11 protein-coding genes and 2 riboswitches are annotated in these 12,965 nt (G+C 31.9%); of the genes, 1 reads left to right on the top strand and 10 read right to left on the bottom strand.

Annotation, left to right across the window (positions count from 1 at the left end; genetic code table 11):
• Positions 1-189 precede the first annotated feature (189 nt).
• The 4 genes from OCU47_RS02230 to OCU47_RS02215 all read right to left on the bottom strand — a co-directional run bounded on the left by OCU47_RS02230 (position 190) and on the right by OCU47_RS02215 (position 5,561).
• Entirely contained in the window at positions 190-981 is a 792-nt protein-coding gene (locus tag OCU47_RS02230; RefSeq protein ID WP_261826967.1) for a MetQ/NlpA family ABC transporter substrate-binding protein, read from the bottom strand.
• Positions 982-1,187: 206 nt separating this feature from the next.
• Positions 1,188-1,838, bottom strand: a complete 651-nt coding sequence (locus OCU47_RS02225; RefSeq protein ID WP_261826966.1) for a methionine ABC transporter permease — start codon at positions 1,836-1,838, stop codon at positions 1,188-1,190.
• A gap of 3 nt (positions 1,839-1,841) precedes the next feature.
• Positions 1,842-2,810, bottom strand: a complete 969-nt coding sequence (locus OCU47_RS02220; protein WP_261826965.1) for a methionine ABC transporter ATP-binding protein — start codon at positions 2,808-2,810, stop codon at positions 1,842-1,844.
• Positions 2,811-3,028: 218 nt separating this feature from the next.
• Positions 3,029-3,151, bottom strand: a riboswitch (SAM riboswitch).
• Positions 3,152-3,497: 346 nt separating this feature from the next.
• Complete coding sequence (locus OCU47_RS02215; RefSeq protein WP_261826964.1) at positions 3,498-5,561, bottom strand: glycoside hydrolase family 2 protein; 2,064 nt, start codon at positions 5,559-5,561, stop codon at positions 3,498-3,500.
• A 223-nt stretch (positions 5,562-5,784) separates the two neighbouring features.
• Between OCU47_RS02215 and OCU47_RS02210 the strand changes: the two genes are divergently transcribed.
• The gene (locus OCU47_RS02210; RefSeq protein WP_261826963.1) at positions 5,785-6,579 is read left to right on the top strand and encodes an AraC family transcriptional regulator; all 795 of its coding nucleotides are present in this window, start codon (positions 5,785-5,787) and stop codon (positions 6,577-6,579) included.
• A gap of 597 nt (positions 6,580-7,176) precedes the next feature.
• Here the strand turns inward: OCU47_RS02210 and ribH are convergent.
• The 6 genes from ribH to OCU47_RS02180 all read right to left on the bottom strand — a co-directional run bounded on the left by ribH (position 7,177) and on the right by OCU47_RS02180 (position 12,868).
• Positions 7,177-7,644, bottom strand: a complete 468-nt coding sequence (gene ribH, locus OCU47_RS02205; RefSeq protein ID WP_261830567.1) for a 6,7-dimethyl-8-ribityllumazine synthase — start codon at positions 7,642-7,644, stop codon at positions 7,177-7,179.
• A 184-nt stretch (positions 7,645-7,828) separates the two neighbouring features.
• Positions 7,829-9,028, bottom strand: coding sequence for a bifunctional 3,4-dihydroxy-2-butanone-4-phosphate synthase/GTP cyclohydrolase II (locus tag OCU47_RS02200; RefSeq protein ID WP_261826962.1), 1,200 nt, complete (start codon positions 9,026-9,028; stop codon positions 7,829-7,831).
• Between the two features lie 95 nt (positions 9,029-9,123).
• Positions 9,124-9,789, bottom strand: a complete 666-nt coding sequence (locus OCU47_RS02195) for a riboflavin synthase (protein ID WP_261826961.1) — start codon at positions 9,787-9,789, stop codon at positions 9,124-9,126.
• Positions 9,790-9,982: 193 nt separating this feature from the next.
• Positions 9,983-11,071 carry a bifunctional diaminohydroxyphosphoribosylaminopyrimidine deaminase/5-amino-6-(5-phosphoribosylamino)uracil reductase RibD gene (ribD, locus tag OCU47_RS02190; protein ID WP_261826960.1) on the bottom strand — a complete coding sequence of 363 codons (1,089 nt, stop codon included), beginning with the start codon at positions 11,069-11,071 and terminating at the stop codon, positions 9,983-9,985.
• A gap of 567 nt (positions 11,072-11,638) precedes the next feature.
• Positions 11,639-11,779, bottom strand: a riboswitch (FMN riboswitch).
• Between the two features lie 71 nt (positions 11,780-11,850).
• Complete coding sequence (locus OCU47_RS02185) at positions 11,851-12,054, bottom strand: DUF350 domain-containing protein (protein ID WP_261826959.1); 204 nt, start codon at positions 12,052-12,054, stop codon at positions 11,851-11,853.
• Between the two features lie 76 nt (positions 12,055-12,130).
• The gene (locus tag OCU47_RS02180; protein ID WP_261826958.1) at positions 12,131-12,868 is read right to left on the bottom strand and encodes a helix-hairpin-helix domain-containing protein; all 738 of its coding nucleotides are present in this window, start codon (positions 12,866-12,868) and stop codon (positions 12,131-12,133) included.
• Between the last annotated feature and the right edge of the window lie 97 nt (positions 12,869-12,965).

The following is a 12,965-nucleotide window of genomic DNA, read 5'->3' as shown; positions in this document are numbered from 1 at the left end:
TAATCTTCTTTATTACAATAAGTCCATTATTTTAATATACTACACTTCACATAAAATGTAAAATCCAAAATTGTAAACAAAAATTGAAGGATATTGCACTGTACTGCCAGTAAAAAAGTTTTTATATACTAATAAACCTTTTTACTCTCAATACATTGTACAATATCCCCTAATTAATTACTCTCTCAATTAAAATGCTGGAATTATCTTTCCATTTTGACTTTCGATATACTTCTTAACTTCTGGTGAGTTTAAAGCTGCATCAAGATCTTTAATCTTTTGAGTATCTTTATCTGCTGTTCTTACTGCTACTACATTTGCATATGGTGAACTAGATTCCTCTAATAGTAAACCATCTTTAACTGGGTTGAATCCAGCATCAAGTGCATAGTTACCATTTATAATAGCTGCATCTACATCATCAAGACTTCTTGGAATTTGAGCTGCTTCAATTTCTTTGAACTTTAAGTTTTTCTTGTTTTCTGTTATATCTTTAGCTGTAACCAAATCACCTGACTTAACCTTTATAAGTCCACCATGTTCAAGAACCTTTAATGCTCTTGCACCATTAGTTGAGTCACTTGGTATTGCTATAGTTGATCCATCTTTTAAATCATTGATGTTTTTTATCTTCTTTGAGTATAGAGCCATTGGTTCTATATGAACCTTAACTGTTGCTTCTATCTTTAAGTTTTCCTTTTTCACCATGTCATTTAAGTAAGGAATGTGTTGGAAGAAGTTTGCATCTAATTCCTTGTCATTTAAAGCTATGTTTGGCTTTACATAGTCTTGGAATTCTATAATTTCTACCTTATATCCCTTTTTCTCTAGTAGTGGTTTTGCTGCCATAACTATTGCTTTGTGTGGACTTGGTGATACCCCAATTTTAATTGTCTTAGCGTCATCTTTCTTTCCGCATGCTACCATGCCTAAGGCTAAAACTCCTGCTATTGCTATTGCTAATATTCTTCTTTTTTTCATACGAAAAACCCCCTAATTATTTTTATATTTTTATATTTTTATATTTGTACGAATTTATTATTTTACTTCTAGCTGTCCATTATTCCTTATATCTTTTATATTTTTTATCTTTAAGAATAACTACTAGAAATCCTCTTAATTGATTTTGTATTTTGTGTATTCTATATATTTTTTGTATTTTGCTCTATATGCAATTCTATTTATATTTATTTCGTTAATCTCTTATATAATAAGTTTCCTAAGCCTTGTAAGACTTGTACAAACACTATTAACACTATTACTGTATAGATCATTATATCTGTCTGGAATCTTTGGTAACCATATCTGATGGCTGCATCTCCAAGACCACCTCCGCCAATAGCTCCTGCCATTGCTGAGTAACCTACTACACTTATTATTGTTAAAGTTATTCCTAGCATTATTGATGGCATGGCTTCCTTTAACATAACCTTGAATATAATTTGTGTATTGCTTGCTCCAAAAGATTTGGCTGCTTCAATAACTCCCTTATCCACTTCTTTTAAAGCTGACTCTATAACTCTTGTAACAAATGGTGCTGCTGCTATTGTTAGTGGTACCATAGATGCCGCTGTTCCTATAGATGTTCCTACAATAATTCTTGTCACTGGAACTAGCACTACCATTAATATTACAAATGGGAAAGATCTTAATATATTAACTATAACGTCTAAAACTTTATAAACTGGTGGCACTGGTCTTAAGCCATCTGGTGCTACCACTATCATTATTATTGCAAAAACAAAACCTATGATAACAGCAAAGATTGTTGATATAGCTGTCATGCTTAATGTTTCTGTAAAAGCTTGTACCAATATTTGTACTGTTTGTTCTCCCATGTCTTATAGTACCTCCCATACAATTTGATTTTTTTCTAGATAATCTATTACTAATTGCTTATTTTCTTCTGTTACATTGATTACTAAGCTTCCAAGTACACTCTCTCTGAACTTTTCAAGCTTACCCCATACTATAGAGAAATCAATTGATAATTCCCTTGCCATTGAAGTTATCAATGTATCCTTGCTCATTCCATCTGAGAAGAATATTTTTATGTTCGTACCTTCACTTGGTAATACTTCACTTTCATCCTCTTCACCTAAGAATTTCTTTAAAGATACTCCTGGGTTTAAGAATAAGTCCTTAGACTTTCCTTCTGCTCTTATAACTCCACCTTCGATTAAAGCTACCTTTTCACAGATATCCTTAACAACTTCCATTTGGTGTGTTACAACTACTATTGTTATTCCAAGTTCCTTATTAATCTTAAGTAATAACTGTAGGATATCCTTTGTAGTTTTAGGATCTAGAGCTGAAGTAGCTTCATCACAAAGTAATATCTTTGGATTTAAAGCTAATGCTCTTGCAATGGCAACTCTTTGTTGTTGTCCACCACTTAGTGAAGATGGTTTAACCTTCGCTTTATCTTCAAGACCTACTAACTGTAGCAATTCATTTACTCTGTTTCTAACCTTTGGTGTTGTCCATCCCCATACTTGAAGTGGAAGTGCAACATTATCAAATACAGTTTTTCTTTTAAGTAAGTTGAACCCTTGGAATATCATTCCTAAGTCTTTTCTGAAAGTTCTTAATTTCTTACCCTTAAGTGATTTAACTTCTTGTCCCATTACTACAAGACTTCCTGAATTGTAGCCTTCAAGTCCATTTATACATCTTAATAATGTTGACTTTCCTGCTCCACTGTGACCTATAATTCCGTAGATTTCTCCTTCATTTATTGTTATGGATACATCTGTTAGAACTTCAACTTTTGAGCTATAACTTTTGCTTAAATTTCTAATTTCTATCATTAAAATTATCTCCTTTTCATAAGGCATCTTGAAAAAATAATTTAGTCTATATCAACAGAACCAACAGATATTCAGCATCATTATTTATTTTCAACTGCCTAAATTAATAAATCTTTGTACTAATAAGTTTTTAACTAAAGACTTACTTTTTCTTTTGTAAAACGATAAAAAGCACCAGAGAATAACTCTCTGGTGCTGAAAAAAACACTCTGGTCATTCTCTCATCTCTCAGTTATAAAAATATATAACCGCAGGATTTGGCACCTTTCTAAATATTAAATGGAATATTTATCGGTTGCCGGGTTTCATAGGGCCAGTCCCTCCACCACTCGTGATAAGATAATTTTTTTATTCGTTTTTCATTGTTCCTTAATTATATGGCCATTTTGTAAACTTGTCAACTTTTTTTGATGATTTATTTTATATGTAATTTTTAACATGACTATATAAACCTTTGTTGGCCAGCTATATGCTATGTCTATCTTTTTAAACCTATATGTAACTATTCCACTTAAATGTTGGTAGAACTTTGTAGAATTATCGTAGCTTGTCTTTAAGCTTTTTTGTCGGTTTTTGTTAAAACAACCACCAACATTTTGATGGAATAGTTCTATATGCATTTTATAGTATTAATCCAACTCTACCTAAGGCTTGTACTATCAAAAAAGAACAAAGTCATAAATTGGATTAACCAACTCCTACCCATTGAACCATCTCATCTTTGGTCGTTCCATCTGAATATGTTGCCACTGCCCTAACTTGATTTTTAATTCCTTTGTCTATATAAACATTTTCAAACTTAAATACAGTATTATGATATGAATCCAAGTCTTGTGCTTTAACTACTCCTACATTTTCATTACCAACAAACAATTCTACCATTAATGCATTTGAGTAAATCTTTACTTCTGGAATTAAATTTGCACGATTAATCATTCTTGATGAAGTTATATGAAGAGTGTTAGAATGAGACCAGATTGACTGATAAAAATAGTATGCATCCTTATATATAAGGCGATTTCTAGTTACCAATCCTTTATCATTTATCCCTAAAGTATCCCCTTCCACACGAGAATGGGATGCAAAATCAAACATACACCATATAAATGAACCCCAAACCTTGCCACTGGATGCAATATCAGCCCAAGTTTCTTCGTGAAAAGTAGCTTGATATTCCTCGTAGTGTGGAGTTCCATCTGCCACTATATCTTTTTGATTAGGCTCTTCCATATGATGACTTACAGCTCCCCCTGCACCATACTCGCTTATGCAAGCAGGCTTATAGTTATTCTGTGCTATTTTCTCACCAATCCATTTACTCATATCTCCTAATTTGCTATAATACCATCCATCATATCTATTGTAACCTATGAGATCAGTATCTTTAGAACGTTTATCTGTACTATTACTAGCAGTATTATCTGCATAAATAGTCATTCTTGACCTATCTTCTAATTTTGCTAATGAGCATAACTCTTTATACAACTTGCAAGTATCATCGTCTACATCATATAATTCGTTAGAAATTCCCCACAGAATCACTGATGGATGATTAAAGTTTTGACGAATCATCTCCACCAACTGCTGCTTGATATTACCACAGAATTTATTCCAATCTATCTTAAATTCTTTTGATTTAGATCTATTTATAAGTGGAATTTCAGAGTACACCAATATCCCTGTTTCATCACATAAACTATATTCAAATTTATCATGCTGATAATGAGCCATTCTAACAGCTGTAACTCCCATATTAAGCATTACATCGTAATCTCTAATACGCTGCCTATCATCCATTGCCCACCCATTCTCATAGCTGTCTTGATGATAGTTAACTCCATGAATACTGTACACCTCTCCATTTAAGTAAAAGGTATTGTTATCAACAGAATAACTTCTTAATCCAGTACTTATTGACAACTCATCTACTATTTTCCCATTATTTAAAACGCTAGTCATTACTTTATATAAGTATGGATCTTTAAGTCCATTCCATAAATGAGGATTATAGATTCTTCCTTTTAATTCTACAGATTCTACGGAAAAAGCTTTTATACTAACTTCACCCCTCATGGTAAGTATAATATTTTCCTCTCCGTCACAGAAAACTGTTTCTAACTTTCCCTCTACTTTTTTATCAGTTTCGTTTGCAATTTTTACAACTGTTATTATTTCAACACTCTTTAAATCTTCTGAAACCTCATATGAAATATATACTCCATCAGCTCCATAATCCTCTAAATCAATATGCACACCATTAACTGCAATTATATTTACATCTCTGTATATCCCACCAAATTTAGTGAAATCCCCCTCAGATGCAAGTGGTGCTATATACGTAGTTTCAGCATTATCTACTTTTACAATAATGAAAGTGTCTTCATCTAATTTCACATAATCAGTTATATTAAATCTAAATGCTGAATATCCACCTTCATGTTTTCCTACATAAACACCATTTATATATACTTCAGTAACAGTATTTGCACCTTCAAATTCAAGATATATCTGCTTTCCTTCATAGGTTTCTCTATAGAAAACTATATGATTGAAATAAACTCCTATTCCTCTTAAATATGAGTTACCTTTATAATCTTTTATTGAACTTACATCCACACAGTCCATAGCATTCCATGTATGTGGAAGAGTAATCTCCTCCCAAACTAAATTATCCTTCGCGAATTCTAAAACATCTTCAGCATCCAACATAGCGAATTTCCACCCATTGCTGATACCTATAATTTCCCTCATGTTTCCCTCCTATCCTCTTTTATCTTATTTGCTCACAAATTGCTATGTTAAAATAATTCAACAGCGATTTCAAGAATAAAAAATTGACTTTTTTTCATATCATATTACTTTTACTAATGAATAATTTCATTAGGCATTTATTATTATAAAGAGTTGAAGGTTTTTATCAATGATATATAATAATGTATAATTGAACTATTCTCATATATAGGAGATGATTAACTTGATTAAAATTTACAGAATGGGATGTAATGCTGCTCATGATAAGAACTTCTATATCAATCGACCCACTGGATGGGGTTGCTATCTTCTTCTCTTAGTAAAAACAGAAGCATTATTTCAAATAAATGGAGAGATGACACTTTGTCAACCAGGTACTGCAGTTTTATATTCTCCTGGACAGCATCATCATTATAAGACAATTGGCGATGTTTATATTAACGACTGGTTGCAGTTTGATACAGATATCAATTTATTTGGGCAAAGCTTTCCTTTTGGTATTCCTGTTGTTTTATCCTCTCCTAAGGATTGTTATAGTGTTTTTTCAGTACTTTATAATGAATTCATGTCAAATTCTGCTCATCGGAAACAGAATTTTATTAATCTCCTTCCATTCATTATCAATAAAATAAATGATAGTTATAGAACAGAGAAAATAAATCCGCTTTATGATAGCTTACTTTCCTTGAGGTGTGATATTTATGCGCATCCAGAATCAAGTTGGAAGATACCTGACCTCTCAAAAAAACTAAATGTAAGTACAAGTTATTTTCATGCAATCTATTACCAAACTTTCAATACTACTTGTATAAATGATGTTATAGAAAGTAGACTTGCTTATGCACGTCAACTATTATCAGATACAAGTATTACAATTGATGAAACAGCATTTAATTGTGGATATCAAAATGTTGAACATTTTATTAGGCAGTTTAAAAAGAAGTGTGGGATAACCCCTGGCAAATATAGAAAGAATCACAGAGCTGGTTTTGATGTTGCAACCTTTATAACTAAGTAGTTCCATATTTTATTTTGTAAAAAAGCAATGGTTATTATTATGGTATTTATAGTTATAATAATAAAGTCACAAGAATATATGTAGCTATTCCACTTAAATGTTGGTAGAACTTTGTAGAATTATTGTAGCTTGTCCTTGGCTTTTTCTGTGGATTTTTGTTAAATTAGCTACCAACATTTTAATGGAACAGTTCTATATGCATTTGAAACTATCAATCTTCCTCTACCTAAAGCTTGTACTGTTAAAACAAGCTACAAAATAAACTTCAATTTATTTTTAATTTTATTTTCACTATTTCTATTTGAAGTTTATAGAATAAAAGATTCTACCTGCACACTCCATTTAAGATAATAAATCTCAAGTTTTAAAATCTCAACTTAACTACTGCTGATATCAGCCTTTAGTGAGTTAAAAATCTTATAATTTTATATACAATAAAAAATGTCCTAAAACCTCTATTATTCATATATTAGAGATTTTAGGACTTAACTTATTAATTTTATCTATTGTACTTTGATATTAATGAATATCACATAGAACTTATGTATTCATTATATCAAATAACTTAGTTCTATATAATTCTTACTACTAAAAATACTATAGTTCTATTCCTTTAATTAAGTTAGCCATTTCAATTGCACTTACTGCCGCATCATATCCCTTATTTCCTGCTTTTGTTCCTGCTCTTTCAATAGCTTGTTCAATATTGTCTGTAGTTAATACTCCAAAGATTACTGGCACTCCTGTGTTTAATGAAACACTTGCTATTCCCTTAGAACTTTCTGCACATACATAATCAAAGTGTGGAGTTGAACCTTTTATAACCGCACCTAAGCAAATTACCCCATCATATTTTTTGCTTTCAGCTAGTTTCTTTGCTATTAGTGGAATTTCAAAGGCTCCTGGTACATAAGCTACGTCCACACTCTCTTCTGGCACCCCATGTCTCTTAAGACCATCCATTGCTCCACCTAAAAGCTTGTTTACTATAAATTCGTTAAATCTTCCTACTACTATACCAACCTTTAATTCACTACCTATTAAATTTCCTTCAAATATCATAATGTTTTCCTCCAAAATCTTATTTTTTGTTTCTTTAAATAACTTTTAAATTTTAATATATATAAATTATTTTTATATTTTTAAGCTTTAATTTTTTATATCTACAGTTTGTACATTCAACTTTTGTATCTTCTAACTCAATACAAATATTTATTAATAACCTCCATAGCAACTTTCATTTCAGATTCTATACAACTTTTAATTTATGTCCCATCTTTTCTACCTTAGTTTTCATGTAGAATCTATTAACCTTGTTGCAACCCATATCAATTGGAACTCTCTTAACTATCTTAAGTCCATATTCTTCAAGACCTTCAATCTTCTTTGGATTGTTAGTCATAAGCTTTATAGTTCTTACTCCTAAATCCTTTAAAATATGCGCTCCTATGCTATAGTCTCTTGCATCAGCAGGGAATCCAAGTCTTATATTTGCCTCAACTGTATCTACACCTTGTTCTTGTAATTCATAAGCTCTAAGCTTATTTAAAAGACCAATTCCTCTTCCTTCTTGTCTTAAATATAATAGAATTCCTGAGCCATTTTCATTAATCATTTCTAAAGCTTTATGAAGTTGATCTCCACAATCACATCTTAAGGATGCAAAGATATCTCCTGTTAAACATTCTGAGTGAACTCTTAAAAGTATATCTTCATCTGAATTTATTTCACCCTTCACTAGAGCAACATGCTCCTCTCCATTTAACTTGTTTCTATATCCAAATATCTTAAATTCACCATATTTAGTAGGCAACTTAGTCTCTGCTACTCTTTCTACTAACATTTCATTAGCTTTTCTGTATTCTACAAGGTCTTTAATTGTTAATATTTTTATATTATGTTCCTCTGCAAACTTAAATAAGTCATCTCTTCTTGCCATATGCCCATCTTCTTTTACAATTTCACAGATTACTGCTGCACCTTGGAACCCTGCAAGTTTAGCTAAATCCACTGAACCCTCTGTATGACCTGTTCTTTCTAGAACTCCATTTTTCTTTGCAATTAGAGGGAATATATGTCCTGGTCTTCTAAAATCATTTCTATCAGTAGAAGTCAGCATTTTGTTTATAGTGTAGGCTCTCTCATAGGCTGAAATACCAGTAGTAGTATCTTTATGATCAATAGCTACTGTAAAAGCAGTTTCGTGATTGTCTGTATTCTTCTCTACCATTGGATTTAACTCCAATCTATCAGCTATCTCTTTCTCTATTGGCACACATACAAGTCCTCTTGCGTACTTAATCATAAAGTTTATTGCTTCACCTGTTGCCATTTCTGCTGGAATTACTAAGTCACCTTCATTTTCTCTACCCTCATCATCCACAAGGATAATCATCTTTCCTTCTTTTATATCCTTTAAACCTTCTTCAATTGTATTAAATCTATTCATATAACTTGCCTCCATTCAATTTCTATAATTATCTTCTTATTAGCAACTATCTTTTTGTCTTCAAATAGTTTTTTTATATGTTAATTTGTAGCAGTCTAAATAAAACCATTTTCACTTAGCATGCTTAAGCTTAGCCCTTGTTTACTTTCCTTTGGTGTATCAGACTCTCTGTCTTTAAAGCTTAATAGCCTCTCAACATACTTTCCTATAACATCACACTCTAAATTAACTGTTGCTCCAACCTTCATGCCTAGCAAAATAGTATTTTCAGAGGTGTGGGGTATTATTGACACTCCAAAGCTGCTATCATCTAAGTAAGCTATGGTTAAGCTTACACCATCAATGGTTATGGAGCCCTTATAAACCATGTATCTTAAGATTTCTATAGGTGCCTCTATGAATACCCAAGTTGCATTTCCTTCTTGCTTAAAGCTTTTAATAACTCCAACACCATCAATATGACCACTTACAATATGTCCCCCTAACCTTGAGCTTAAAGTTAAGGCTCTTTCAAGATTAACCTTACTGCCAACTTTTAAATTTCCTAAACTGCTTTTCCTCAAAGTTTCAGTCATAACATCTACTGTAAACTTGCTTTGGTTCATCTTGCACACTGTAAGACAAACTCCATTAGTGGCAATTGAATCTCCAAGCTTTGTGTCATTAATAACTTCCTTACATTGTATTTCAAGCTTTGCCCCTGCTGAATCTTTTAGTATGCCTGTTACTGTACCAATCTCTTCTATAATTCCAGTGAACATTCCATCACCTCTTTCTTAATTGTAAGCCAGCTCTTAATTTTACTTCTTACTTATTACCTCTTATTCATTATTTCTTTCCACCTTAATTCTTACTTTTCAGTTAGCGCTTCTGTCCTTTTTTGTTCTAACTTTTTAGCTTACCTCTACTCCATTACTTCTCAGCTATACTTATTAGTTCTTACCTTCTAACTGCTTATCTTAAGTAAGCTTCTATAAACAAATCCCCACCCAAGGTCTTATAAGTTGGATTCTTTAGTGTTACAGCATCCTTCATCAAATCTAAATTTAAATCACCTATAGAAGACTTCCCTTCTGCACCTATTATCTTTGGAGCTATAAAGGCAATAACCTTATCAACTATTCCTGCCTTTAAGGCTGAAGCGTGAACTTTGCTTCCACCTTCAATCAAAATGCTATCTATTTTCATCTCACCAATTATCTTCATAAGACTTTTCAAGCATATCCTGCCTTCTTTTGTAGAACACTTTATTACTCCTACACCCTTGTTTATAAATTTCTCTATCTTAACTTCATCTATCTTTTCATCAACAACTATAAAGGTGTTTTTTCCATTGTCTATCTCCAGTATTTTTGCATCAATTGGTGTTCTTCCATTGGTATCTAAAATGAATCTAACTGGATTCACTCCGTTTTCTATCCTGCAAGTTAAAAGAGGATTATCTTTTATCACAGTATCAACACCAACTAAGATTCCAGCCACTCTATTTCTCAAGTTATGCACATATTGTCTACTTTCTTCTGAACTTATCCACTTTGAATCACCTGTATGTGTGGAAATTTTTCCATCCAAGGTGCTTGCCCATTTTGAAATCACAAAGGGTTCGCTCTTTGCAATAAACTTATAGAAAATTTCGTTTAAAGCTAAGCATTCCTTCTCTAGCACACCAATCTTTACTTCTATGCCATTATCCTCTAGTATTTTTACACCTTTACCAGCTACTCTTTTGTTTACATCAAGCGCTCCTATCACTACTCTTTTAAATCCATACTTAACAATAGCTTCAGCACAAGGAGGGGTCTTGCCATAGTGAGCACATGGTTCTAGATTTACGTAGATAGTTGATGTTTTTAATAAGCTTTTATCTTCTACACTTAAAATTGCATTAACCTCTGCATGATTTTCACCATATTTCTGGTGGTATCCCTCTCCTATTATTTCGCCATTTCTTACAATTACAGCCCCTACTAAAGGATTAGGATTCACATTCCCTGCACCCTTGGCAGCTAATTCTAGGGCCCTTTTCATAAAAACTTCATCCATTTTTATTCGCCTGCCTTTTATTTTTATCAAGTGAAACTTGATTCAGGTGGGGTGTATCCCCATCTGAATCTTAGTTGAACTTATCCAGGAGCGTGCAGCCGTTATCTCCAACTTAAAGAAGTTGGAGTGTTACGGATGCTAGCTATCGGATAAAACATAATTTGCTAAGCAAACCATATGTTCAAGCTATTTATTTACTTTTTATGTAATTTAAGTAAGTCAAAAAGTGCAAAAAGTTTGTTCAATAGATTATCCATCATTTAAAATTTTCAATCTATTTATTCAATCTATTTACAAGTTACTTTTTAATACACTCTCTTGAAAAACAAAAGAATCGCCCAAAGATAAAAATTATTCTTCAGGCGATTCTACAACAACTATGAACAATCATAGCTCTATAAAACTACGTAATTTGAAACATCTGAAAATAAATAACAAGTCCAAATAAATAGACTAAAATTTTGATTTATTTATTTTCTCAAGATGCCTAAGCTGTAAGTTGACAAACAAAAAAGCTCTGAACCACAAAAAAGTTCAGAGCATACTTTTCAACTTACACCATAAAATATTTTTCTTCTTTCATCCAGACTATAACTGTCGGCCTCGGAGTTTCACCGAATCTGCCATCAATCTATCACCTACGTGAACTGATTTAGGCTCGTGGGCTTTACCACCAGTAGAGAATTTCACTCTGCTCTGAAGAACTCATTATTTAATTAACTTGATTTTAATACTAAAAAACTATATTGTCAACGTGATTTTTTAACTTTAGAAGAAACTTATGCTACAACTTTTGAAACTATTATTGCTATACCTATTAGCATACCTGCTATAACAATAGCTACTGCAATGTTATTTTTCTCTAGTTCTTTATTAAAATCAGCTGGAATAACTTTATCGAATACCCAGTATCCTAAAACCATAATTATTATACCTACCAATCCAAACAAAAAGCTAATACCTAAATTAGTTAATATGTTCATCTACCAATTCCCCCTACACCAAAATATTAATTAATCTAATTTTACCATAAAAAAGTAATTTGTGAATAAAAGATTCTTAATTTATTGTAATTTCTTCTTTTAGATTGTTAAAAGTTGCCTCACCAATTCCACCCACCTTTTTTATTTCTTCTATGGTTTTAAATCCACCTTTTTCTTCACGATACTTAATTATCTTGTCAGCCTTACTATCACCTATACCACTGAGCTTTTTAAGTTCCTCTTTTGTAGCTGTATTTATATTTATTTGCTGTTTTCCATTGTTTTGCCCGTTTGGTGACTGCATCTGATTTGTATTTAAATTAGTATTTAGCTTCTCACCTTTTTTAGGTATAACAATACATTGATTGTTAGAAAGCTTAGCAGCTCTATTAATCTGGGATATATCTGCATTGGCTGTTACACCACCTGCAATTCCTATCAAATCATTTATTATTGTTCCTTCCTCCATTTTATAAACATCGGGTTTTGCCACTTCTCCTTTTATTTCTACATATATATCTTGCATATTAGACTTATTGACGCTTGTATTAACCTCGGATGTTTTGGTTGAACTTACTTCCTTATTACTTGTTGAACTTGCTCCCTTATTACTTTTTGTAGAATTACTATATTTAAAATTACTATCAGATTTTGATTTTTCTTCACTCTTTTGTGAATCTGCTTCTACAAACATAGCGTCCATCTCTGCTTTAGTGAGATCTTTATGAGAAGTTGTCGTATATCCAATAACCAAGAATACTATTGCCAATACTAATACAACTATTGCTCCTATTATCTTTTCACGTTTCTTCATATTTCCCTCCAAATAGCCAGTATTTATGTGCTTATCTAATTATTGACAACAAATTGAATATTTATAGCATATTCCTTCATTTTTTGATATACTAAAT

It is taken from the genome of Clostridium sp. TW13 (genome assembly GCF_024345225.1).
Lineage (GTDB): Bacteria > Bacillota > Clostridia > Clostridiales > Clostridiaceae > Inconstantimicrobium > Inconstantimicrobium mannanitabidum.
The sequence above is the reverse complement of the archived record's forward strand: the minus strand, read 5'-3'. Positions and strand labels throughout refer to the sequence as shown.